Below are 24,866 nucleotides of genomic sequence, written 5' to 3' on the forward strand. Positions count from 1 at the left end.
ATGATGCTTCCAAAACTAACTAAACCAAGCCTCGCCATACTTTCTCTGCTCGGGCTCAGTGCGTGTACCACTGTAGGACCAGATTATGTTCATCCAAAGCAGGCGCCACTGCCAAGTGACTGGTCGGTGCAAAAAGCAGCCAAAGATACGCAGCAATCAGAGCAACAGCTACAACAATGGTGGCAGCAATTTAATGACTCAACTCTCAATCAACTGGTTGAGTTGGCGAGCAAACAAAACCTCGATTTAGAAGCCGCAGGGCTACGCATTGTACAAGCACGTTCATTGCTTGGCATTTCGACTGGCTTGCAATACCCGCAAGTTCAAACCGTGTCAGGAAATCTAGCGCGTGCCTACGTGAATGATCAGGGTGTAAACAACGCCACTTTGTCGTTTGATGCTGCGTGGGAAATGGATATTTGGGGCAAGTATGCTCGCGGTATTGAGTCGGCAGAAGCCGGTTATTACGCATCCATCGCGTCGTATCACGACATAATGGTCACCATCACCGCAGAAGTGGCGCGTAACTACATTAACTATCGCACCTTCCAAGAGCGCATTTTGCTGTCTCGTCGCAACATCGAAATTCAAGAGCGTGTCGTCCGCATTACACAGGTGCAGTTCGACTCTGGCAACGTTACAGAATTGGACGTTCAACAGGCGAAAAACCAACTCTATACTACCAAAGCGGCATTACCGAGTCTTGAAGTCGCGATGAAACAATCACGTACCGCGTTGGCGTTATTACTAGGTGCATTACCGGAAGAAGTAGACGAGCTGCTGCAATCAGATGGAATGCATAAGCAAATTGCTGACTACGAAAAACAGTTCAAATCGACAGGCAGAAAATCGGCGTTATCGGGCACCGACGAGCGCTCCATTGTGCCGCGCCCACCGCTGTTGGATACCCAAGTGGATGCGAACTTAGTGATGCGCCGCCCGGATTTACAAGTCTCTGAGATGCAAGCTCGCGCGCAGAGTGCGCAAATTGGCGTGGCGGAAACCGCTCTGTACCCAAGCTTTTCGCTGTTCGGTTCCATCGGTATCGACAGTACGGTTCCCGATGGCAGCAGTTTCAGTTTTAGCGATTCGCTCACCATGGTGGTTGGTCCAACGTTCAGTTGGAATATTTTCCAATACGGGCGCGTGAAAAATAACATTCGTTTCGAAGATGCTCGCTTCCAAGAAACACTGACCAACTACAACAAAAAAGTGCTGCAAGCCGTGAACGAAGTGACCAATGCGATCGAAGCGTATGACCTGTATTTGCAGCAAAAAGATTTACGTCTGCAATCGGTCAACTCTTCCATTCGTGCATTCAACATCTCCATGACGCAGTACGAAAACGGCCAAATCTCTTTTGAACGTCTGCTCAACTCGGTAGAGAAAATGACCCGTGCGGAAGACAGCTACGCAACGATCAAAGGGAACGTCGCGAACCAAGTTGTAGCGCTCTACAAAGCCCTAGGTGGAGGCTGGCAAACCCAAACAGGCAAACCCTTCCTCAGTGAATCTATTGCCAAGCAAATGACAGAACGAACTGACTGGGATGGTTATTTAAATGAAGAAAACCGCGTATTGCCGCCTTTGCGCCTCGAAACTCCGGATGAGACCAGTGATGAGAACAAAACGGAGGATCTCTAATGCCTCATGAACTCTCTTGGGGAGACATTTACTTTTCTCCCACGTTACTGGTGCTCTTTCTCGCCGTCACGGCAACGTGGATAACGGTGATGATATTGAACAAGACACGTTTGTCTCGCTTCATCGCTTTTCCGTCTCTGACGTTTATTGCCATCATGGTCGGTTATGTGGTGGCCATCGACAGCTTTTATATTCAATTTTAGGTGCCAAACAAGATGAAAAAACTATTCGTAATCGCACTCAATCTTGTCATTCTTGGTGGCGCAGCTTGGCTCGGCTATCAAAAATTTGAAGAGTATTTTAATAACCCTTGGACACGCGACGGCCAAGTGCGCGCCAACGTCATCAAAGTAGCTCCTCGTGTATCAGGCCCAATTGTAAATGTCGCGGTGCAAGACAACCAAGAAGTGAAAACAGGCGATTTACTGTTTGAAATCGACCCTGCGACTTACGAAGTTGCTTTGTCTCAAGCCGAAGTGGCACTAGAACGCGCCATTGTTAGCTCTCGCGGTAAAAAAATCGAATACGACCGCCTTAAAGATATTCGCGCGAAAGACCGCGGCGCGGTTTCTCACAAGGATCTGATTCGTCGTGAAATCGCTTACGAAGAATCGCTACTGCAAATCAAATCTGCAGAAGAGCAATTAAAATCAGCGCGCCTTAACCTCAGCTTTACCAAAGTTTATGCGACCGTCGATGGTTTTGTGTCTAACCTCGATATTCGAAACGGTACGCAAGCGGTCGCAAACCAGCCACTGCTGGCGCTGATCGACAAGAACAGTTTCTGGGTGTTTGGTTTCTTCCGTGAAAACCAACTCGCGCAAATCGAACCTGGCAGCCAAGCACGTGTCACTTTGATGTCTCACCCAGACACGCCAATTGAAGCAACGGTTGACTCTATCGGTTGGGGTATTGCGCCGAAAGACGGCACGGTCGGCTACAACCTTCTTCCAAACGTGAACCCTGTATTTCAGTGGATTCGCTTAGCACAACGTATTCCGGTGCGAATCTCAATCCAAGAACTTCCAGAAGATGTTGATCTTCGATTCGGGCTTTCTGCGTCCATCATGGTGATGAAAGATTCATCGGCAGAAAATGAACAGTAACTAAGTGAGAAGAACCATGGTCATTGGTAAAAAACTCAAAAACATTAATGAAGAAAACAACTTCTTCTATCTAACTTTAGCGCTGGTGATTTTGTTGCTAGGGAGTGCGATGGCACAAGTGGTAGGTGAAGGGACGATTGAACACATACTGCAGGCGTTCACGGTTCTCACGTTCATTGTCTGCTTTGCCAGCCTTCGCTTCGACAAAATGTGGTCTCGTTTCCTCTATACCCTGTTTGGCGTTTGGGTTCTTGTGATTGTTATCAAGACCGTTTTCAACATCCGAGAGATGAATGTAGTGATGCTTGCCCTCACCTTCGCATTCTTTTTCGGCACTTTTAAATCCATCGCAAGGCAGATTCTTTTCACTGGCCACGTCAATAGCAACAAAGTCATTGGCTCAGTCGCGCTTTTCTTACTGCTTGGTCTGATGTGGGCAATTGCCTATCTCATTCTTCTAGAGTTCTCGCCAACCTCATTCACTGGGATGGAAGCCATTTCTTGGGGGCAGAATTTCTCTAATGCGGCGTATTTCAGTTTCGTCACCTTAACCACGCTTGGTTATGGCGATATCAGCCCTCTAACACCTCTGGCTCAAGTCGTGGTGTATTTAGAGGCCATTACAGGTGTGTTCTATATGGCGATTGTTGTTTCAAGTCTCGTCAGTTCTAACATTGATCATCAGGTAAACAAAAATGGATAAACAATCGGTAAAAATCGACAGTAAGCTTTTCATCAGCAATATGGTGGAATCGGCAATACGCATTGGCTTGATCTTCGTCTTGCTGATGTTTACGTACGACATCATCAAACCCTTCATTCTTCCCGTTATTTGGGGTGCAATTATAGCCGTCGCTTTAATGCCACTTACAAAAAAGCTGGAGCGTGCATATGGCGGTCGTAGAGGCCTGGCAGCCACAACGATTGCTTTACTTGGTATTGCACTCTTAGTCACACCACTTGTTATGGTGTCAGGCTCCATTGTGGATGGTGCAACGCATGCGCTTGAAGTATTGCAAAACGGACAAGTGAAGATCCCAGGTCCAAAACCTTCCGTTGCGGATTGGCCTGTCGTAGGTGATAAGCTCTATGAGGTGTGGACCCTATTCGCGACTAACCTTGAACAAGCGATTCAAACCTTTATGCCGCAGATAAAGTCCGCGCTCACTTCTTTGCTAGGCACACTTGGCGGTGTATTGGGCAGTTTACTGCTTTCAATCTTGTCACTTGCGATTGCAGCAGGTTTTATGACGTACTCTGAATCTGCAGCATCAGGTCTAAGAACCATCGCTATTCGTACCGCTGGTGAAAACGCTAAAAGCTGGACCACGCTTATCGCAGCAACCATTAAAAGCGTACTGCTTGGCGTAGTCGGTGTGGCGGCGATTCAAGCGCTACTGATCGGTGCTGGTTTCTTTGTATTTGGCGTTCCGGCAGCTGGTTTGCTCACTCTGATTCTGATGATCTTGTGTATCGCTCAGCTACCAGCGCTGCTTGCCGTACTACCAGTGATTGGCTTCATGTACATGACTCAAGATACAACGACAGCCACCATGTTTACTGTCTGGGTAGTAGTTGCAGCACTTTCTGAAAACCTGTTCAAACCAATGTTAATGGGACGTGGTGTCGACGTACCAATGCCTGTGATTCTGCTCGGTGCCATCGGTGGTATGCTTTTCTACGGCATCGTAGGTCTGTTCTTAGGTGCCGTTATCCTGGCGATTTGGTATGAGTTATTTGTTTGGTGGTTGAGCATTGAGAAAGCACAACAGCAAGAAGAAATGGCAGAACAACAAGACGCTTCTGATGACCAATCAGAGCCTGGACACGGTGCTGGCATATAATAAATCAATAAGTTAGAAAGAAATTTAATCTATAACTTATGATATCAAACCGCTCTATTGCAGCGGTTTGATTCTATTTGGATCACAGTTTCCCCGTAATAAATGCGATAAAAATGACGTTCTTGTTAAATTTTCATACTTCTTACACTTGGGAGTTGCAATCGGGCAATGAACGATGCACTCTCGATGACCACTAATTTGCTTAGGATAAAAACAATGAAATTGATCAAGCCTTTAACTTGTGCGCTTGCTCTCGCAATGAGTGGCATGGCATTCGCAGATGTAACCGTGAGTGTTCCTGACAACGTTTCAGTATTAGCGGCTAACGGTGAAAAAGCAGACCTTTCGGGTGGTTTTTTCGCCTCGGAAAGAACACTAACGTTACCTGATGGCGTTAACCAAGTCGTATTTCGCTTCGCCCCTTACTTTAACCAAGGCAATGACCGTTTAAGTGTTGAAAGCGATGTTATCGTTACACGATTTGACGCTGCCAATGCCGAGCTGACGCTACAAATGCCAGAATACCGCAACCTTCGCGATGCGGAAGAAAAGATCAAGGACTTAGATTGGAAACTGGTTGATGATTCAGGCAACACCGTCGCCGTTGAGCAAGACAAATTGATCAAACCGGGTATGCAAATCGGTCGTGATTACGTGCGTGAAGTGGAAAGCTACAACAAAACAGGCGGCGTTGCTGCTATCGCTGTTGCTGGTGCAGCCGTTGCTCAACCAGTCACACTACCAGCAAAGATTCCTGAAGATATGCAACAAGCAAGAGCGACTGCGGTTAAATCAGATTCGACAGCAGAAGAGATGCTGCACTTCTGGTACCAAAAAGCAGACGCAGAAACCAAAGCTCGCTTTAAAGCGTACGTTAATCAACAATAAGTCTGATTGACTCTATCGATATTAAAAAAGCCACTTCATGTGGCTTTTTTGATCGAACAAGCTAGGACGTTTGAACGACTTTGGTATTGGTGATCATCATGTGTTCAATATGGTTATATCAATTTAACCAAACGCTACCAGTAACGCTCATAGATGATATTGCCTCCTGTTTTAGGACGATACTTTTCCAACCCAAGATCTTGTAAGACTGGCAAGGTATCTTTGATCATCTGCGGGTTCCCACACATCATGACAAAACTACTTTGAGCAGAGAATGGCACATCAGCAGCGTTGGACAGTCTACCCGATTCGATGAGTTCGGGAATTCGACCTTGTAACTGACCATCCACCACTTCCCTACTGACTATCGGGATGTACTTTAATCTGCCTTCATATCGTTGCTGTAGTTGCTCAATCAGATATTTGTAGACCAGATCTTTTTCGTAGCGAACCGCATGAACAAGCACAATTCGCTCATTATGAGGTGGTAAGTTTATATCATCCAGTAGCGATAAAAACGGTCCAATACCTGTACCTGTAGATAGCAGCCACAGATCATGAGCCTGTTTAGGAATAGAATCGTGGATTAAGTCACCATGTGCGGTCTCACCAACATAAATGCTATCACCAGATTTAAGCTTTTGGAGCCTTGGAGAAAGTTCTCCTTGAGGGTCGGCTACTATTAGAAACTCCGACCAATCGAACTGTTCGCTTGGCGCATTAACCACAGAGTAAGCACGACTGATCAGCTTGCCTTCATCATCAAGCAAAGCAAGCTTGGTGAACTGACCAGCTTTAAAGGAAAGAGGCGCGCCTGAAACCCTTAAACTGAACAGTTCGCCAGTCCAGTCAATGCGTTTTTCCACCTTGGCTAGATTGAAACCTTTCAGCTCAGTCATAAGACACCTCCTATTTGGTTACTCTTAGTTAAACTTACGCCTTCAACTCAATTATGTAAAATGTCTAGTTTACATAATAAGATCGCCATTTCATTTCACATTTTAAAAACAATTTTATTACATATTAAATGATTACATCTAGAATAAATGCTCAAAGTGATAAGTCGCGTCGCAATTTGTGGCAAAGCAGATGAAAAAGGAGCACTAAAAATGGACACACTGTTAAAAGACTTTCCCGTTATCACAGAGATCAAAGTCGCATGGGGTGAAATGGATGCTCTGCAACACGTCAATAACGTGGTCTATTTTCGCTACTTCGAGACGGCGCGTTTAGATTACTTCAACAAAATTAATCTGCTAGTCGACCTGCAAACCTCGCAAATTGGACCAGTACTCAGCGAAACGCAATGCCGCTACAAGCTGCCTGTCACTTACCCAGACACGTTATTAGTCGGCTCGCGCGTGATCGACATGCAAGAAGATCGCATCACGATGGAATACCAAGTGCTGAGTAAGAAGTGGGGTAAGATTGCGACCATCGCGACCGCTACTGGTGTGATGTTTGATTTTAAGAACAACGTAAAAGCTGCGATTCCAGACCACGTTCGCCAGTCGATTTTAGACTTGGAAGGAACTGTGGGTAGCACGCATCATTTAGAGTAGCAAGAAACAAGAGATTAAAGGCGAGACTCCCCCGACAGCGCTTCTTCATCGCTGTCGGGAATAACGTAGGGCTAATCTTCTAGACTACGCGATAAGAGAACTAGCGTCATTCTAGCGAGACTAAGAATCTACTTACCGCTTGCTGCAGGCCATAGAGTGATCAGCAGAACGTCTCGATGTATAGCGCTTCCACCTTATCTCTTGCCCATTGCGTTTTACGCAAAAACTTCAGAGAAGATTTGATCGACGGATCTTTCTTAAAACAGTTCACTCGAACGCGCTCATACAGGCCATTCCAACCAAAGTGTTCAACTAGTCGGGTGACGATTTTTTCTAAACTCAACCCATGCAGAGGGTTATTCGGCTGTTCGTTGCTCATGTTGTTGATCCAGTAACGATGTAAGTGGCGGGCTAATCTAACTCAAAGTGACCACTTAACCTAATGTTTTCACCTTCAAAGGCGTTTAGCTTGAATTACTTTGCTCATCTCCCCTATAGTAGCTCAAACTTCACAAACATCCTTTTCACGATGAAAGCCCTCAACGACCTCAATATTTTTGTCGAAACCGCGCGCCAAGGCAGCTTTTCAAAAGCCGCCAACAGCATGGACATGACACCTGCCGCCATTAGCGCATCGATTAAGCGTCTTGAAGGGCAAATCGGTTTCCCGCTGTTTGTGCGTTCCACCCGAAGCCTGCGTTTAACCTCAGAGGGCGAACTGTTTTTAGACAAAACCACGCAAGCATTGGCAACATTGCAAGAGGGGCTGGATCAGATCTCAAGTGCGCGTGGCGAGTTATCTGGTCAACTGCACATTACTGCGCCCTCCGATTTTGGTCGCAATATGTTGCTCGATTGGGTAGATGAGTTCATCGATCTCTACCCAAATGTTTCCATCAAACTAGAGCTGTCCGATAGCTTGACGGATATGTACACCAAGCCTGTCGATATTGCGATTCGCTACGGCGAGCCGGCCGACTCCAATCTGGTCGTGTTGGCTTTGTGTGGGTCAAACGAACGGATCTTATGTGCATCGCCAGAGTACGTAGCTACACATCCAGAACTCACCTCTCCTGCCGATTTAACGCAACACAACTGCTTGTGCTATATGGTCGCGGATTCGGTCTACAACAAATGGACGCTCACGCGTGACGGCGAGAAAGAACAAATCGTGGTCAGCGGTAACTTGATGAGCAACGATAGTGACTTGCCACACCGGTTAGCGATCAAAGGCAAAGGCATTGCGAATAAATCATTGATGGACATCAGCCGAGACTTAATCGAGGGAAGATTGGTGCGAGTGTTACCAGAGTGGGATTGCGGCCCAGTACCGCTCTACATGGTGTGCGCCGATCGTCGCTTACTGACGCCAACAATTCGGACTTTCCGCGACTTTATCCAACAAAAATGCTGCCAGCAACGCGCCAACGTGCTGGCAACCTTCTGTCATTAGGCGATAAATCGAAGAGGACGAATCTGGGTATATTCAACCCAATCGTTCTCTTCCAATGTTTCAAGAAACGTCGCCATGTGCGGGCTTTGCAAATGCTTATCCAAGGCCTCTTGCGATGCCCAAATTTCTTGGAACATAAATAGGCCTTCAACTTTCTCGTCAAGATACAACTCGTATTGGCAACAGCCTTCTTCTTGACGAGTTGGCTCTAGTAAACCAGCAAGCAAATTCGACACCTGATCCTTGCTGTCTCGGTAGGCTTTCACTTCTGCAACTAAGTGGATCATCGTTTTATCACTCTTTTGCGATTTATATATTGATTACAGGGTTCTACGTCACCTGTAAGCAAGCTCGAATTAGATCTCGGTGAATACGGTTTCTGCGTCCCAGCGAGACTTTGGCGTTTTCGCGTTGAAGTCATCTTCCGCGTGGTAGCCAAGCGGCACGATCACAACGCTGGTGTAACCTTTTTCGCGCAAGCCAAATTCTTCATCCAGCACTTTGGGATCAAACCCTTCAATTGGCACTGCATCGATTTCTAGCGTCGAAGCACCCAGCAGCAACGTACCCACGTTGAGGTAAACTTGTTTCTCCATCCAATGGTTCGCATCTTTCAGATCAAAACGGTGCATGTTCACAAAGTAGCTACGACCACCGCGCACGGCCGCTTTCGCTTCTTCGGTTGGGAATCGGCCATCTTTTTCTTCTTGCGCCATTAGCGCTTCAATGTAGTCGTTATCAATGCCTGTTTTCGCACAAAACACCAATACGTGAGAAGCGTTGAGAATCTTCGCCGCGTTAAACGCGTAGTTCTCTTGTGCCGCTTTAGCGATGCGCTGTTTACCTTCTTCTGTGCTTGCCAGAATGAAATGCCAAGGCTGGGAGTTCACACTCGATGGACTAAAACGAACCAGCTCTTTAACTGCATCGATTTTTTCTTGAGGTAGCTTGCGTGTTGGGTCAAACACTTTCGTTGAGTAACGAGATTTTGCAGCTTGTACGATATCCATGAGGTTCTCCAATTAATGAGTTTAAGCTGAGTAACAGCATAACCTCATGAGATAAAGGGAAAAACCGATTTCGATTAAAAACATTTTCAAAATAAATTTGAAAATAAAACGATAAGAAAGGCTTTGAGCGTTCTCACTGAACTTCTTCATCTTTTCGGCAATAATGCATGTTTGCTCGCAACCAAACTCAACTCATGCTGCCTCAAGATAACGTTATTACATCCTTTCTGTGCAAAAAGCTCGGTCACAATCACCTTCGAATTGCCGGCGAATATTGGCACATTGAGAAGTTGGTGGCCTTGCAATGCATGATGTTGAAAGAAGCGCCTAACCTCCAAGAAGGGCTGCTTTGGTGGAGTAAAAGTGTCTCATTACTCGACCGCCGTTTGTACGTCACATTTCAACATGGTGATGCCCAAATCCATCTGCAAGTCGAATGCAGAACGGCCGATATGCCAAATTGGGCGGAGTCGGTGTTTGGCTTGCTCAAAATGCAGTTGGAGATGCTTGAGCTAAGCGAATCAATACAGGTACAGGTACAAGTTCACGCCAACAATCCACTCGCGGCCGATATTTTTCTAGAGGAAACACGAGATTCTAAAACGAGTTCAAGCGTGTTTGACTTGGTGAAACATGTTTATTTGCTACTTTCTCACCAGCCAATTGAGCAACCAGAATTACTGAGTGTTTTGAACGCCTTGTTCATCAAAAACAGTAATTACGCGCTCAAGTTAGAGCAAGCGGCAAGGCAACTGGGCGTCTCCAAACGCACCCTGCAACGTCGACTGCAAGAAAAGCAAATGAGCTACTCTCAATGCGTTGATTTCGCGAAAAAAAAGCAAGCACTCACTTTGCTTGCCGACACCCAACTCACAACGCAGCAAATCGCCTATCAACTCGGTTATGAAGAACCATCGAATTTTCACCGCACTTTTCGTCGTTGGTATCCGTTTTCACCCATGCAGTATCGCCAACAATGTTTGGATAACCGAACTCAGCTAAATCAGCAACCGATCCGCTTGTACTACGCCAAAGCCAATACCTTCGACGATAACCACATCGACCAACCTGTCGGTAAAATCTGGATGGAAGTGGACAATATTGCGTTTGAGAAAGTGGTCTCGGTAGAATGCCGTGACCGTGATGGCGCATGGCGGCGCTACCCCGCTTTCTTCGAGCGTTTTTTAAGTCATGGCACCGAACTATGGGCAACGACCGAACTTCCGGTGGCGCATCCCCTTACCTTTCGCCTGTGTTATGAAGTCGATGGGGAACGTTACATTGAGAATAACCACCAGCGTGATTATGTGGTTTCTAAGGGGCTTTTAATTGGCGCAACGGAATACATTGTCCCGACTCGGCAGCTTATTAATATTGGGGCGCAATACACGCTCTTTGTCGAACTGGCATGCCGACTTGAAAACGTTGTGAGGATTGACTGTTACGTCGATGATGACCCCACACCTCACGCAATGCGCTTAACCCAACACTCGCTATATTATGCTTGTTGGGTGCTGCAATTATCGCTCACTCAAACTGCAAAGCAGTGCCGTTTCCGCCTTTATGATGAATCCGGCAACGAGCTCGCGAAAGAGCATTACCCGATACAATATCCTATTGTGCAACCGCTCAATTAAAACTGTCGGTCAGATCAAAATCATCTCTTCGTGACATCATTTCACGTCTTTTTTGGCGTGAAATGACACCCTCAATTTCAAACCTTTGCTTTATCGTTTCTGCATTGCTGCATAACGGAGGCAAAAACTGTGTTTGAAACTCTACCTAACCCAATGAATAAAATAAAAATACTTCCTTTCGCGATCGCTCTTGCTCTTTCTGGCTGTGGAAGCGACGAAACCACACCAGTCGATACAGGCAGCCACATGGCATCTCCTGATTGGCAAGATCAAATCATTTACTTCCTGATGATCGACCGTTTTAACGACGGCGACAGCGCTCTTAATGATCAAGGGCAAAACGAATTCGATCCGACTTCGGATAAAAAATTCAGCGGCGGCGACCTCGTTGGCGTGAGTGATAAGTTAAGCTACATCGAAGATCTCGGTGCCACATCGATCTGGATTACTCCGCCAGTTGCTAACCAATGGTGGGATGCAGAGCAAAACTACGGCGGCTACCACGGGTACTGGGCGCGCGATTTTCAAAAAGTGGATGAACACTTTGGTGACATGGAAAGCTACCAAGCGTTAGCACGCGAAGTGCATGCGCGTAACATGTTCTTAATTCAGGACATCGTGACCAACCATGTAGGCAACTTCTTCACATACGATGATCCTTACAGTTATGATCCAAGCCTACCTTGCCAAGGCTTCCGTTTGATTAAAAATGCACTACCCGCCGGACAAGAACTGCCTTATCCACTCAACATGAATGAGTGTAAAGAAGACGGTACTGGCATTTATCACTGGACGCCAACCATCACCGACCACAACGATCCGGTACAAGAAAAAACCTGGCAACTCTCTGATTTGGATGACCTTAATACGTCCGATCCTGAAGTACGCGCTTATCTAAAAGAGAGCTACCGAAAATGGATTCGCGAAGTCGGCGTCGACGGATTCCGTATCGATACGGTGAAGTTTGTTGAACACGATTTCTGGAACGACTTCCTACACGCCAACGATGGTGTGATGACGCAAGCGGTTGATACCGGTCGTAACAACTTCCTCACTTTTGGTGAAGTATTCGAAACATCTACGCCTTACCACACCGAAGGCGAAGAGAAGATGCTGACTTACATCGGTGAAAGTGGCTCGCCGAAACAGCTAACCTCGGTACTGAACTTCCCATTGCAAGCGACCATGACGCGCGTATTTGCATCAGGACAACCGACCGACTATTTACGTTTCCGTCTTGAGAAAATGATGGAGATGTTCCCAAATCCATACATCATGCCGAACTTCATTGATAATCACGACATGCCGCGTTTTCTGTCGCAAGGTAGCGTGAATGACATGAAACAAGCACTGATCACCATGATGAGCGTGCCGGGTATTCCTGTGATTTACCAAGGTACAGAACAGGCGATGTCAGCGGCGCGCGATGCGATGTTTGCTGGCGGCTACCGTGAAGACGGCGACTACGTAGACTCATTCGACCAAAACAGCGAGATGTACTTGTTCATCCAAGAGCTTGCTAAGTTACGTACCGAAAACAAAGTCATGACACGCGGCGAAATGAAAGTGATTGGCAGCGATAAAGCCGGCGCCGGTGTGTTCGCTTTTACCCGAACGTTGGATAACGACGAAGTCTTAGTGGTAATGAACACATCGAATTCCCCGATGTTGATGAACCAACTCGATGTAGAGCAAGCGGGCGGCACTGTTTTCCAACAACAAATCATGTCGAACTGGGCAGACGCTCCGGAGAAGCTAATCGCAGATGAAAACGGTCACGTAACCCTTAAGCTACCAGCCAAATCTGCCGTGATTTACTCGAAAACTAACGACACCCAATCGGTAGATACACCAGACCTCAAAATCCAACTAGCGCAGGATTGGGAAGGGCAAACCATCACAGATGACATCGTGATTGCTGGTACTGCTAATGCAAACGAGAAGTTGAACCTCGTCGTCGATGGTAACTTGGAAACAGCGCAAACCATTACTGTAGGTGCTGATGGTCAGTTTAGTGTCACGCTGTCGACTCGTCACTTTGCTATTGGCGAGCAACAGCACCGCTTCGCGATTTATTCCACCGAGAAAAAAGCAGGCATCGAGGACGTGAGTTTTGTCTCGAACCTAAACTGGTCAAACACGCCGGATGACACCATTGATGATGCAGGTGATGCGCAAGACGGCACTGGCGGTCCTAACGGTAACTACTCATTACCAACCGATCCAACGTTCGACAAAGACAACAGCCAACTCGCAATCAACAAAGCAGAGGTGTTTACCGTTGGCAGTAACGTACGTTTGACCTTCACCATGGACAAAATCACCGACACTTGGTTGCCACCAAACGGCTTCGACCACGTGGGTTTCACCATCTTTATTGATTTACCTGAAGAAGCCGCAACTAACTTGTCTGAGCTACCGAAGATCAACGCTTCTATGCCAAGCGGAACCTGGAGTCGTAATGCGGTTGTTTTTGGCTGGCAAAGCTCGATTTACAACACCAAAGGAGCAAATGCGACGACATGGGGAGAAGCGGTCACGCCAGCACCAACAGTGACAGTAGACAAAGCCAATAACACTATTTCGATGGACTTTGCGAGTGACGCGCTGGGTCGACCTGATTCACTGGATGGCATTCAATTCTATGTGACGACTTGGGACTTAGACGGCCTTTCGGCAACTTACCGTCCGCTAGAACAAAACAAAGGCCCTTGGAACTTCTCCGGTGGCGCATCGGATGAAAGTAAGATTTGGGACGATTTACCAATCATCACCTTGTCGGAATAAACCGTTAAATAAGACACCGCCCAGCGTTTAGCTGGGCGGTCATCAACCAAAGAATGCAGAAAGACACTTCTCTAGTTTTTATTCTAGTTAAAGAACGATTTCACCCACAGCACCAGACTGTCCCAAAGCTGAGCGAACCACGAGCCCTCTTCTACCGCTTGGCTGCTGACTAAGGGATAACTCGCCACGGTACTGTCATCGCTTTTCCAAACGACCTTACCAATCTCATCCCCTTGCGCGATCGGTGCAATCAATGGTTCATTTAACACCACACTCTTATCAAGCCCAGCCGTCATTGAACGAGGCAGAGTGAGATAGGCATCATTAGCGAAGATCGCCTCAACTTGATTGGCATTTCCCTTCCAAACGCGAACTTTAGACTCAACCTGCCCTTGTTTGGCAACTTGTTTGGTGTCATAAAAACGAAAACCATAACTGAGCAAATTCTTGGATTGGCTCGTTCGAGCCTGTTTACTTGGCGTGCCCATCACTACCGAAATCAACCGCATTTTCCCTTCTTTGGCGGAGCTCACCAAACTGTATCCCGCATTGCTGGTGTAACCGGTTTTGCCCCCGTCGACGTCAATGGAATTGTCCCACAGTAATTTATTGCGGTTGTACTGCGTAATGTCGTTCCACTTGAAGACTTTCTCACTATATAGCGCATACACAGCGGGAACATCGTTGATGATCGACTGCATGAGTTTTGCCATATCGGTGGGTGAGGTTTGGATGCCTTCACTATCGAGACCATGGGAGTTTACAAAATAAGTGTCTTGCAGCCCTAACTTCTCAGCCCAACCATTCATCAAGGCGACAAAGCCGCGTTCACTGCCTGCAACATGCTCAGCCAGTGCAACGCACGCGTCATTACCCGACTGGATGATCACGCCGCGCATTAAGTTCGCAACACTAATTTCATCTTTCGGTTTGATGAACATTTTAGAAGATCCGGGAAACTTGGCCGACCACGCGTTTTCGCTCACGGTGACAACATCATCCCATTTCAAACGCCCCGCTTTGATTTCTTGTCCAACTACATAAGCGGTCATCAACTTGGTTAAACTCGCCGGAGCAAGGCCTGCTCGCCCGTTATGCTCGGCAATAATGGCACCGGATTGAAAGTCCATTAATACGTAACCTTTCGCCTTTAATTGAGGTGGGTTGGGCGTAACAACGGCAAAAGTAGGTACGCTTATTAAACAAGCCACAATAATCCATCGAGCCAGTGACACTTTCATCCGACTTCCTCCATGCTCTTACTTTGTCGCAACTCTATTGAGCATAGCTCACTCAACCAGTTGCACCAGTCGCTAATCGTTTCATTTTCTTGAACTTACATTGATTTGACCAAGGTATAGAACTGACGAAGCGATTTGGAAATAGCATTGGTTCTTCACGCCATTCGCAGTAAAGTAGCGCTACCCCTCAATAAGGAAATAAAGATAACAATGAACGCTCAATCATTTATCGACGCAGGATTGCATTACACTCCCCACAGCTTTACCGTTCCTCTGGATTACCAAGACCTGAGTAAAGGCACCATTGAAGTCTTCGCTCGTGCGGTTTGCCTAGTTGGCGATGAAGAATCGACCAAACCTTGGTTGGTTTACTTTCAGGGCGGGCCAGGCTTTCCCTCTCCGCGTCAAAACGGCAATAACGGCTGGGTAAAACGCGCGCTCCAAGAGTACCGAGTGTTGCTTCTCGACCAGCGCGGTACGGGCAACAGCAGCGTAATTAATCACCAGACGCTTGCTCACCTCACGCCAGAGCAACAAGCAGACTACTTGAGCCACTTCCGAGCGGATAACATCGTGCGCGACGCGGAATACATTCGTGAGCAATTTGGCGTAGAAAAATGGGCGATCTTAGGTCAAAGCTTTGGTGGTTTTTGCTCCCTCACCTATTTGTCTTTGTTCCCAGACAGCTTGCTACAAAGCTACATCACGGGTGGCGTGCCATCAGTCTCGCGTCATGCCGACGATGTGTATGACGCTACCTTCAAACGTACCATGGAGAAAAACCAAGCGTTCTTCCAGCAATTCCCAAAAGCGCAACAACTTTGCCAAAACATTGCGAATCACTTGTTGGAAAATGAAGAGTACCTACCAAACGGTCAACGCTTCACGGTGGAGCAATTTCAGCAAATCGGTATCAACTTTGGTGTGAGTGATACTTTCTTGCCAACTTACTATTGGCTAGAAAGTGCATTGATTGAAGTGAACGGCAAACAACAACTTCGTTATGAGTTCTTGAACGATATGTTGGCACAGCAAAACTTCCAAACCAACCCGATTTACGCCATTTTGCATGAATCAATTTATTGCCAAGGCTTTGCGTCGAATTGGAGTGCTCACCGTGTTCGCCAAAGCCGTTCAGAGTTTAATTATGAACCTGGCAAGCCATTTTACTTTACGGGGGAAATGGTCTTCCCATGGATGTTCGATCAATACGTCAACCTCAAGCCACTAAAAGATGCCGCTGAAATATTGGCCGCGAAAGAAGATTGGACTGCGCTGTACGATCAAACACAACTGGCTCAAAACAAAGTGCCTGTCAGTTGCGCCGTTTACGCCGATGATATGTTTGTGGAAATGGATATCAGCCGAGAAACGCTCGCGTTAATCCCAAACTCAAAAGCGTGGATCACTAACGAGTACGAGCACAACGGTTTACGTGCCGACGGTGAGCGCGTTTTAGATAAGTTAATTGCGATGGGGAATCAAACCGCCGCTAATTTGAAATAAATACTATAAAAACGCCTCTTCTAGAGGTAAGAGGCGTTTCATTCCTACCATCTTGTTTTTACGAATCTCTTACGCGCTTGGTCATACGTTTCGTCATCACCCGGTAGCCCATTTTATGATAGAAATCCTCACCTTCATGGTTAAATGACGCCACGGTTAAGCCGATTTCTTCTATTCCTTGAGCACACAAATCACTTTCCATCTTATCCATCAGCGATAAACCTATTCCTAAGTTTCGATGGTTCTCTGAAACAATAAGCTCATTAATAAAGCCAACGCGTTTTTCTGGTGAAATCAGCGACTGAACGTTACGAACCGAACCAGAGATAAAACCGACGACCTTTCTTTGCGAGCAAGCAATAAAAGCGCTCACGCTCCCGTCAAAATACTTTTCGAAGGTGCTATATGATTCTCTTAGTTGCGCCAATTCCTTGGGTGGACGATAGAAGTTCGGTTCAGCTTCATAGTGCGATGTATCGAGTTCAACGAGTAATTGTTTGAGCAAGGGAGCATCTTCTTCCCTCAGCCGCCTGATATAAAACTGCTGCATGTCCTTTCCTTGCCAACTGATACGATTATTATTTTGTAGCTCTTGCGCACAACTTTAATGAAGAGCCGAAGAAGGAATCACAGTACAAATTTAAACCAAAAGTGTCGAGTTCAACTTACCTTGTTCTCTACAATTTATGCTTATAATTTGAACACATAGCGATTTTACCCGCGTGACGCTTTGCCGCATCAAAACACCGCTACATCCTGCCTAGCCATAATATCCGCATAATTTGTCCGTATTTCCGACTAATTTAGTCAGGTATACTTCGTGCCGCTAAAATTTTAAGGTCGTTGACCACCTGTATTTTTAAAGGAAACCTCATGAGTCAGTATGTAGTTTGTGCGCTGTACAAGTTTGTTGAGCTGAATAACTATCAAGAACTACGCGAGCCATTACTTGCGTTGATGGAAAAACACCATATTCGCGGGACATTACTGCTGGCAAGTGAAGGCATCAACGGCACTGTTGCCTCTGATCGTGCAGGTATTGATACGCTACTGGAGTGGCTAAACAACGAGCCTCGTTTGACAGGCACCGTATACAAAGAGTCGTACTCTGAGACCCAGCCATTCAATCGCACCAAAGTGAAACTGAAAAAAGAGATCGTAACATTAGGTGTTGAAGGCATCGACCCTCGCCACGTAGTGGGTACTTACGTGAAACCTCAAGAGTGGAACGATCTTATTGCTGATCCTGAAGTGTTTGTTGTCGATACACGTAATGATTACGAAATCGAGATCGGCACATTCAAAGGCGCTGTAAACCCAAATACTGAAACCTTTCGTGAATTCCCAGACTATGTAAAAGAAAACATGGACCCGGAAAAGCATAAGAAAGTGGCGATGTTCTGTACCGGTGGTATCCGCTGTGAGAAATCAACTGCTTACATGAAAGAACAGGGCTTTGATGAGGTCTACCACTTAGAAGGCGGCATTCTTAAATATCTTGAAGAAGTTCCTCAAGAAGAGAGCATGTGGGAAGGTGACTGCTACGTTTTCGATGGCCGTGTTGCAGTAAACCACCAGCTAGAAAAAGCAGATTACGATTTATGTAACGCTTGTCGTCTACCGATCACTGAAGAAGACAAACAGTCAGAATTGTTCGAGCAAGGCGTGAGCTGCCCGAAATGTCACGGCACACACTCAGAAGAACAAATTGCTCGATTCCGCGAACGTGAAAAACAAATTGTTCTTGCAGAACAACGAGGCGAGCAGCATGTTGGTGGCGAAAGTGCCAAGCAAAGAGAAGCTCGACGTGCCGCTAAGTACGCACAAAAAGAAGCTCAGCGTAAACAAGACTAAGCTCGACTCTAATTCTATTTTAAGCGAGCTGCCGTAAGGTGGCTCGCTTTTACTATGCACCAACACTCCTTCAATACAATTTTGTATCCCTCACCAAAACCTCTAGTTGATTGTCTCTTTTGCCTTCGGGTAGCCCCACCATCTCATCATAAGCACTTTTATGTACTAAAACCTGCTTATTTGCTTTGATATTCTTGCACTTCTTTTGCATCTCGATAAGGGAATGAGCCCTCAAAAAGATACCGTTGTCATCAGTGATTAATTGCGCTTTCCCATCAACTACGACAGATGCTTGATACAATGCGAGATCAAGCGAGTGAATGATCAATTTATCTACGTAGAAGAACTTTTCTAACTTACTCAGTGGTATCGACATATCTCACCTCCTTGTGAGCAACCTCTACGTTTTAATGAACAAAACCGATCATTAGGTGAGATCTCTTCGGATCATTTGCGTACAACATCGGAAACAAAGAGGATTCCGATGCAAACAATCAATGTCGTGTGGTTAAAACGAGATTTAAGACTGACTGACCACCAGCCCTTAACACAAGCACTGTCGTCAAAGCACCCAACGGTACTTTTATATATTGTTGAACCGTTGCTGTTAAACAACCCTCACTATTCTGAGCGTCACTGGCGATTTGTTTGGCAATCATTGCAAGACATGAATGAGACGCTCAAAGCCTACAGACACCACATCACAGTTTTGTTTGGCAATGCCTTAGCATGTTTTCAATCAATTCAAATGCAATATCAAATCAACGCTGTGTTTTCTCATCAGGAAATAGGGCTCAATTGCACCTTTGAGCGCGATAAGCAAATTGCCGCTTGGCTGTATGAGCAAAACATCGACTGGTTTGAGTTCGAGCACGGTGCTGTTATTAGAGGAGCAAAAGACCGGCAGGGTTGGGACAAACATTGGGATTTGGTCATGAGAGCCTCCATAAGCCCTCTTGAGCTGCAAACCAACTTGTTGCATTCATTGGATGCAGAATCACTCGGCTGCGCGTTTTCGCCACCTTCATCCTGGCTATCAAAATGCAAAGGAATGCAAACGGGAGGAAGCCAACTCGCTTGGAAAACACTGGAGGACTTTTTCAATCGTCGAGGTCGTGATTACTATCGAAGCATTTCTAGTCCCACAGCCTCACGTACAGCCTGTACTCGCCTTTCTCCATACCTCGCTTGGGGTAATATATCCTTGCGTGAAGTTTATCAGTACCTATTGAAACACTGGCAAGTTGTTGGGTTTCGTCGCAGCTTAATTGCGTTGTCTTCACGGCTGCATTGGCACTGCCATTTCATACAGAAATTCGACATGGAGTTTTACTGTGTTAACCGGGCTTACGAATCGTTGATTAAACAAAGTAGCACTTTCGATGAAGAAAAGTTAGCAGCATGGAAATCTGGATATACTGGCATACCTTTGATCGATGCCTGTATGCGCTGTTTGCATCAGACTGGCTATATAAACTTTCGCATGCGCGCCATGCTGGTTAGTTTTCTCACTCATCACATGAACATGGATTGGCGAACTGGCGTGACGCATTTAGCGCAACTATTCCTCGACTTTGAGCCTGGTATTCATTACCCACAATTCCAAATGCAAGCCGGGATAACTGGGACCAATACAATCCGGATTTACAACCCGGTTAAGCAAGCCCAAGAACATGACCCTGATGGCGCGTTCATCTATAAATGGGTGCCTGAATTGCAAATGGTCCCCACCCCACTATTGTTCGAGCCCTGGACAATGACACAGATGGAAACCGTCATGTACCACTTGAAACCGGATAGCCGTTACCTAGCGCCTATTGTCGACCTAAACAGCGCAGCTAAAGACGCAAGGGAGCGTCTATGGGCATGGCGGAAACGGGCCGATGTAAAACAAGAAGGCAAACGGATTTTAACGCGACACGTGAGGCCATCGAAAGAAAGCAGGGCTCGTTGATCATCTTTTCATTTAGATGCGTACAAACGAAGACATTCTCTAGGGAAACCGTTGTACCCCCAACTCGTAAGGAACACATTATGTTTAAACGTATCTTGGTTATCACGGCTACATTGATGGCGACTTTATCTTTTATGCTTCCCGTCAAGGCTCATGAGCATGGCATGATGAAGGCTGATATTGTCGACGTTGCCACTGAAAACGGCTCTTTCAATACACTTGTCGCTGCAGTGAAAGCGGCTGATCTAGTCGATACACTCAAAGGAGAAGGCCCATTTACTGTTTTTGCACCAACGGATGACGCTTTTGCAAAACTGCCTGACGGTACAGTCGATATGCTCTTAATGCCGGAAAACAAAGACAAGTTAGTATCCATTTTGACTTATCACGTAGTTCCAGGGAAAGTGATGGCTGCCGATGTTGTTAAGCTGGACAAAGCAGCTACGGTTCAGGGGCAAGACGTGATGATTAAAACCATGGGTGATAAAGTCATGGTCAACGATGCAAATGTAATGGCAACCGATGTGAAAGCTAAAAACGGCGTCATTCATGTTATTGATACCGTCATTATGCCTAATTAAATGATTCAGAGGGCGGTATATTCCGCCCTTTAAACGGTGCTTCTTCTATCCTTAATACTGCCCCTTCCCACCTTCAACCCAACAACTAGCAACCCATTCACTCTAACTATAAAAAAGACAAAAAAAACATTAAAACCAATACCTTAGAAGCAAAATAGCACAATATCAATGAGGCTGGCGTACCGTTACCTTTCAATTTGAGAACATGATTCCATGTCAGTGTCGTTTACTTTTCCACATGTAAATTCTTGAGCTAAATTTTGGCTGCTCAATCACATTTCGGCAAACCACTCGAAAGGGTGGGACGCAAAGCTTCCGGTCTGTCAGCATTCCATCATCAAAAGTAATGCTCATGATAGCGGGGTTGCCATGTTGCAACACTACATTATCCAAAGTATGGATTCATGCAGCGTTGCTTCATGCTCAGCATGCGCCGAGGTGTGACATTAATTTGTCAGCCATAACAGAGGACATGTGATGAAATCCTTCCCAACCAAATCCGTACTTGCATTAGCACTTGCAAGCATTAGCTCAAGTGCTGCGGCTCACGGCTACGTATCAGAAACCAATGATGGTGTCGCTGCAAGTCGCGCGGCACTATGTAAGTATCCAACACCTGATACTAACGAAAAAAATAATAACTGCGGTGCCATTCAATACGAGCCACAAAGTGTTGAAGGTCCTGATGGTTTTCCACAAACAGGGCCTCGCGATGGAAAAATAGCAAGTGCCGAAACCGCTCTAGCTGCCGCTCTTGATGAACAAACTGCCGACCGCTGGGTTAAACGTCCTATTCAATCAGGTACACAGACTTTTGAATGGACATTTACCGCTAACCATGTGACGCGTGACTGGAAATATTACATCACCAAACCTGATTGGAACCCAAATGCCTCACTATCACGCGACTCGTTTGATCTGACTCCTTTCTGTGTAGTCGACGGCAATATGGTTCAACCTCCAAAACAGGTGAGCCATCAATGTAATGTGCCTACGCGAGAGGGATATCACGTCATTCTGGCGGTATGGGATGTTGGCGACACAGCGGCTTCATTTTATAACGTGATCGATGTGAAATTTGATGGTGACAGTCCAGTCATTCCAGATTGGACGCAAGGCGGTCAAATTATTCCGACGATGGATTTAAATGTTGGAGATTCGGTTTATACACGCGTATTTGATCAGGCGGGTGAAAACATAGCTTATCGAACCGAGCTAGAAATTACCGATGCAGTCATGGGCAAAGCGAAAAATTGGTCTTACGCTCTAGCAACGAAGATCAACCAAGAGCAAACTAAACTGCAAGCTGGACAGTATGCCGAGGATAAATTCACTCCTGTTTATGGTACTAATCCGGTGTATCTGCAAGCTAATAGCAGCCTTGAGCGTGTAGAAGTCGGCTACAAGATAGAAACTCCCGTTCCAGAGTACTCACTCACAGTAGATGGCTTAGCAGACGAGTATATCATTGAGTCAACACCGACAACGTTGGATCTGACACTAACTGCTGAAGGCGATTTAAACGCAGAACTCACCGTGTACAATCACCACCGTGAGCCACTTGCAAGCTGGGCAGACGAAATGAAAGACGGCTCGGTGGAGGCAGTATCGCTCGCTTTAAGCAAATCAGAGCCTGGTCACCATATGCTCGTGACTCGTATTAAAGACAAAGATGGCAACTTGGTGGATCAGCAAACGCTCGACTTTCACTTAAAAGAAGAGTCAGTAACGCCACCACCATCTGGCGAGTACGATTTTGTCTTCCCTGAAGGGCTATCTAGCTACACAGCGGGCACAAAAGTGCTTGCAAGCGACGGTGCCATTTACCAATGTAAACCCTTCCCATACTCTGGTTACTGTGTACAGTGGAAAGAAAGCGCAAACCAATACGAACCAGGAACAGGTTCACACTGGGAAATGGCTTGGGACAAAGTCAACTAAATCGCCCTTTGAACGTTAAGTAAAAAGAGCCTCGCTATGAGGCTCTTTCATTATCAAACGCAAAAATGGCAGTTTTCCCGATCTAAACCATGAACACCTGACAAATTAGCCAAATGAGCCCGCCCTTCAATCAGCCCCATTTCATAACCTTCCAATAGAACGTTTTGTCGCATTGATAAGCGCTGAACAGGAAAATTATCTGGTGGTGCAATCACTCTGACATGCGTTCCCGGTGGAGGGTTACGAATAAATTCCAACGATTGATTGTAGTTATCTGCACGCCTTAACATCGCGTCCGCCATTTTAGGATGTTCGGCAAATAACTTCTTCATCAGCCATGTGGTTTTTACTGGCTTCTTGGCATAATTTAGCGGGTGAGAAAGCACAACGGTTATGTCGCGAGCCCCGCGACGATAAGCCTCACGCACCGGGATAGAATCTGCAACCCCACCATCGGTATAGCAGCCTCCAGAAAAGCAAGGGGTGTGCTTGTATGCAATGGGTAACGCTGTTGTCGCTTCAATCGCATGATGAAAATTATCACGCGTCACGCGATAATAGTCTGCCTGTCCTGTATCTACATTCGTCGTCGCTGCCAGAAAAGGAATACCATTAAACAGTTTATTTTCATCGACGGGATACAAACGATTAGACTCTTCAAACAGCCACTTCACATCAATGAGATCCCCACCTTTAACGAATCGAGTCGGATCAAAAAAGCGTTTACTCGTTGCCAGCTTAGTAATGACATTAATGCTGCGATGTGGATAGTCGGTCAAATAACCAATCAAGTTTGATGCGCCAGCAGATACACCAATGGCAAAATCAAACGGTTTATAACTCTGCTCTAAAAACGCATCTAGCACTCCGCTTGCGAAGACACCTCGCATCGCGCCACCTTCCACTACAATTGCTTTTGTTGCCATATTTCCCCCATTATTCTTGCCAAAAGAGTAATGAAATTCGTGCAATCAAAACAATTGAATATTCTTATTATTGAAATAGGTGAAGTCTATTTATTTCTTTCTTAGAAAGTGAAAACTAAAGTTCAAAAAATCCACACCAGCTAGAAATGTAGGTGTGGATTTAGACGAGATGGAGACGCCTATGAGAAAACAGTTTTATAGGCTTCGCCCGCGCCATCAATAAACATTTGAGTACCGATAACCGCTAAGATTAAGCCCATCATTTTCGTCACGACGTTCAGAGCACTCGGTCCAACTGCTTTGACCAATTTGTCTCCAAATAAAAACAATATATAGGTAATAACACACAACACAGCAAAAGAAACGATGGTAATAATGGTTTGATCAAAACCACCCGCCGTAGCAAAGTTCATCGCGGTAGCAATCGTTCCAGGCCCTGCTAATATCGGCATCGCAAGTGGAGAAACGGCAATGCTCAACGCCGCCTGCTGCTGCGCTGGAGAATACGCTTTCTCTTTAGTTTTCTGATGCGTCGAATCACCTTGAAGCATATTAAAACCGATCAAAAACACCAAGATACCGCCCGTTATTCGCAAGGCGTACAGCGTGATACCAAACAAATCAAAAATTAATTTACCGGCGATCGAAAATATCGCAATGATGACAAATGCAATAAAAACAGAACGAAGTGCCATGGAACGCACGGTTTCTTTATCCTCATCTGCCGTTAAACTCAAAAAGATAGGAATATTGGCGATGGGGTTCATGATCGCAAAGAAGCCCATAAACACCGTGACTGTATGAACGATGAGTTCTTTCATATTTTCCGCTGCAGTTAAACTGTTGATTCTAAAAACAGTATATACGCTCTCAAGCAGAACGAGTGATGTATTCTCTATTCATCTTCACACTTATGCGCTAAGCATTGTTTT

The 24,866-nt window shown here is 46.0% G+C and carries 24 protein-coding genes and 1 riboswitch; of the genes, 15 read left to right on the forward strand and 9 right to left on the reverse strand.

What is annotated here, in order from left to right; all coding sequences use genetic code 11:
• The 6 genes from L3V32_RS13195 to L3V32_RS13220 all read left to right on the forward strand — a co-directional run bounded on the left by L3V32_RS13195 (position 1) and on the right by L3V32_RS13220 (position 5,482).
• A complete protein-coding gene (locus L3V32_RS13195; protein ID WP_237284461.1) occupies positions 1-1,644 on the forward strand; it encodes a TolC family protein in 1,644 nt (547 codons plus the stop codon).
• The gene (locus L3V32_RS13200) at positions 1,644-1,847 is read left to right on the forward strand and encodes a DUF1656 domain-containing protein (RefSeq protein WP_005462724.1); all 204 of its coding nucleotides are present in this window, start codon (positions 1,644-1,646) and stop codon (positions 1,845-1,847) included. Before L3V32_RS13195 ends, L3V32_RS13200 begins: the two co-directional genes overlap by 1 nt.
• Before the next feature lie 12 nt (positions 1,848-1,859).
• On the forward strand, positions 1,860-2,750 hold the full coding sequence (locus tag L3V32_RS13205) for an HlyD family secretion protein (protein WP_237284462.1): 891 nt from the start codon (positions 1,860-1,862) through the stop codon (positions 2,748-2,750).
• Positions 2,751-2,766: 16 nt separating this feature from the next.
• Complete coding sequence (locus L3V32_RS13210; protein ID WP_005396612.1) at positions 2,767-3,453, forward strand: potassium channel family protein; 687 nt, start codon at positions 2,767-2,769, stop codon at positions 3,451-3,453.
• Positions 3,446-4,594 (forward strand): AI-2E family transporter, encoded by a 1,149-nt coding sequence (locus L3V32_RS13215; RefSeq protein ID WP_005396613.1) that lies wholly within the window; start codon positions 3,446-3,448, stop codon positions 4,592-4,594. Before L3V32_RS13210 ends, L3V32_RS13215 begins: the two co-directional genes overlap by 8 nt.
• Positions 4,595-4,810: 216 nt before the next feature.
• Positions 4,811-5,482: a DUF2057 domain-containing protein gene (locus L3V32_RS13220; RefSeq protein WP_048625417.1), complete on the forward strand. Its 672-nt coding sequence runs from the start codon at positions 4,811-4,813 to the stop codon at positions 5,480-5,482.
• 134 nt (positions 5,483-5,616) lie between these two features.
• On the opposite strand, the gene L3V32_RS13225 is transcribed toward L3V32_RS13220, so the two are convergent.
• The gene (locus tag L3V32_RS13225) at positions 5,617-6,381 is read right to left on the reverse strand and encodes a ferredoxin--NADP reductase (RefSeq protein WP_237284463.1); all 765 of its coding nucleotides are present in this window, start codon (positions 6,379-6,381) and stop codon (positions 5,617-5,619) included.
• Positions 6,382-6,591: 210 nt separating this feature from the next.
• Between L3V32_RS13225 and L3V32_RS13230 the strand changes: the two genes are divergently transcribed.
• Complete coding sequence (locus L3V32_RS13230; protein WP_005374933.1) at positions 6,592-7,044, forward strand: thioesterase family protein; 453 nt, start codon at positions 6,592-6,594, stop codon at positions 7,042-7,044.
• A 160-nt stretch (positions 7,045-7,204) separates the two neighbouring features.
• On the opposite strand, the gene L3V32_RS13235 is transcribed toward L3V32_RS13230, so the two are convergent.
• Positions 7,205-7,423, reverse strand: a complete 219-nt coding sequence (locus tag L3V32_RS13235) for a VF530 family DNA-binding protein (RefSeq protein ID WP_005396617.1) — start codon at positions 7,421-7,423, stop codon at positions 7,205-7,207.
• A gap of 150 nt (positions 7,424-7,573) precedes the next feature.
• Here L3V32_RS13235 and L3V32_RS13240 point away from each other — a divergent pair, with 150 nt between their 5' ends.
• Positions 7,574-8,497: a LysR family transcriptional regulator gene (locus L3V32_RS13240; protein WP_031818458.1), complete on the forward strand. Its 924-nt coding sequence runs from the start codon at positions 7,574-7,576 to the stop codon at positions 8,495-8,497.
• Here L3V32_RS13240 and L3V32_RS13245 read toward each other — a convergent pair.
• Positions 8,494-8,784, reverse strand: a complete 291-nt coding sequence (locus L3V32_RS13245) for a putative quinol monooxygenase (RefSeq protein WP_237284464.1) — start codon at positions 8,782-8,784, stop codon at positions 8,494-8,496. The two genes, L3V32_RS13240 and L3V32_RS13245, sit on opposite strands and share 4 nt — an antisense overlap.
• A gap of 69 nt (positions 8,785-8,853) precedes the next feature.
• On the reverse strand, positions 8,854-9,507 hold the full coding sequence (gene nfsB / locus L3V32_RS13250; protein ID WP_074190356.1) for an oxygen-insensitive NAD(P)H nitroreductase: 654 nt from the start codon (positions 9,505-9,507) through the stop codon (positions 8,854-8,856).
• 167 nt (positions 9,508-9,674) lie between these two features.
• On the opposite strand from nfsB, the gene L3V32_RS13255 reads away from it, so the two are divergent.
• Together L3V32_RS13255 and L3V32_RS13260 are read left to right on the forward strand one after the other, a co-directional pair.
• The gene (locus tag L3V32_RS13255; protein WP_237284465.1) at positions 9,675-11,144 is read left to right on the forward strand and encodes an AraC family transcriptional regulator; all 1,470 of its coding nucleotides are present in this window, start codon (positions 9,675-9,677) and stop codon (positions 11,142-11,144) included.
• A 129-nt stretch (positions 11,145-11,273) separates the two neighbouring features.
• The gene (locus L3V32_RS13260; RefSeq protein WP_237284466.1) at positions 11,274-13,931 is read left to right on the forward strand and encodes an alpha-amylase family glycosyl hydrolase; all 2,658 of its coding nucleotides are present in this window, start codon (positions 11,274-11,276) and stop codon (positions 13,929-13,931) included.
• 83 nt (positions 13,932-14,014) lie between these two features.
• On the opposite strand, the gene L3V32_RS13265 is transcribed toward L3V32_RS13260, so the two are convergent.
• On the reverse strand, positions 14,015-15,172 hold the full coding sequence (locus L3V32_RS13265) for a D-alanyl-D-alanine carboxypeptidase family protein (RefSeq protein ID WP_237284467.1): 1,158 nt from the start codon (positions 15,170-15,172) through the stop codon (positions 14,015-14,017).
• Positions 15,173-15,382: 210 nt separating this feature from the next.
• On the opposite strand from L3V32_RS13265, the gene L3V32_RS13270 reads away from it, so the two are divergent.
• Positions 15,383-16,678, forward strand: a complete 1,296-nt coding sequence (locus L3V32_RS13270) for an alpha/beta fold hydrolase (protein ID WP_237284468.1) — start codon at positions 15,383-15,385, stop codon at positions 16,676-16,678.
• 58 nt (positions 16,679-16,736) lie between these two features.
• On the opposite strand, the gene L3V32_RS13275 is transcribed toward L3V32_RS13270, so the two are convergent.
• Entirely contained in the window at positions 16,737-17,228 is a 492-nt protein-coding gene (locus tag L3V32_RS13275; protein ID WP_006740790.1) for a GNAT family N-acetyltransferase, read from the reverse strand.
• A gap of 323 nt (positions 17,229-17,551) precedes the next feature.
• Here L3V32_RS13275 and L3V32_RS13280 point away from each other — a divergent pair, with 323 nt between their 5' ends.
• A complete protein-coding gene (locus L3V32_RS13280) occupies positions 17,552-18,532 on the forward strand; it encodes a rhodanese-related sulfurtransferase (RefSeq protein WP_085342522.1) in 981 nt (326 codons plus the stop codon).
• A gap of 70 nt (positions 18,533-18,602) precedes the next feature.
• Here L3V32_RS13280 and L3V32_RS13285 read toward each other — a convergent pair whose 3' ends face one another.
• A complete protein-coding gene (locus tag L3V32_RS13285) occupies positions 18,603-18,908 on the reverse strand; it encodes a DUF6482 family protein (protein ID WP_237284469.1) in 306 nt (101 codons plus the stop codon).
• 108 nt (positions 18,909-19,016) lie between these two features.
• On the opposite strand from L3V32_RS13285, the gene L3V32_RS13290 reads away from it, so the two are divergent.
• The 3 genes from L3V32_RS13290 to gbpA all read left to right on the forward strand — a co-directional run bounded on the left by L3V32_RS13290 (position 19,017) and on the right by gbpA (position 23,008).
• Positions 19,017-20,486, forward strand: coding sequence for a cryptochrome/deoxyribodipyrimidine photo-lyase family protein (locus L3V32_RS13290; protein WP_237284470.1), 1,470 nt, complete (start codon positions 19,017-19,019; stop codon positions 20,484-20,486).
• 80 nt (positions 20,487-20,566) lie between these two features.
• Positions 20,567-21,067: a fasciclin domain-containing protein gene (locus L3V32_RS13295; RefSeq protein WP_237284471.1), complete on the forward strand. Its 501-nt coding sequence runs from the start codon at positions 20,567-20,569 to the stop codon at positions 21,065-21,067.
• Between the two features lie 271 nt (positions 21,068-21,338).
• Positions 21,339-21,439, forward strand: a riboswitch (cyclic di-GMP riboswitch).
• A 105-nt stretch (positions 21,440-21,544) separates the two neighbouring features.
• Positions 21,545-23,008, forward strand: coding sequence for an N-acetylglucosamine-binding protein GbpA (gene gbpA / locus L3V32_RS13300; RefSeq protein ID WP_237284472.1), 1,464 nt, complete (start codon positions 21,545-21,547; stop codon positions 23,006-23,008).
• A gap of 53 nt (positions 23,009-23,061) precedes the next feature.
• On the opposite strand, the gene L3V32_RS13305 is transcribed toward gbpA, so the two are convergent.
• Together L3V32_RS13305 and L3V32_RS13310 are read right to left on the reverse strand one after the other, a co-directional pair.
• Positions 23,062-23,934, reverse strand: a complete 873-nt coding sequence (locus tag L3V32_RS13305; RefSeq protein WP_048625429.1) for a patatin family protein — start codon at positions 23,932-23,934, stop codon at positions 23,062-23,064.
• A 179-nt stretch (positions 23,935-24,113) separates the two neighbouring features.
• A complete protein-coding gene (locus L3V32_RS13310) occupies positions 24,114-24,755 on the reverse strand; it encodes a MarC family protein (protein WP_005397799.1) in 642 nt (213 codons plus the stop codon).
• Positions 24,756-24,866 lie beyond the last annotated feature (111 nt).

Source organism: Vibrio sp. J2-4 (genome assembly GCF_021728155.1).
Lineage (GTDB): Bacteria > Pseudomonadota > Gammaproteobacteria > Enterobacterales > Vibrionaceae > Vibrio > Vibrio diabolicus.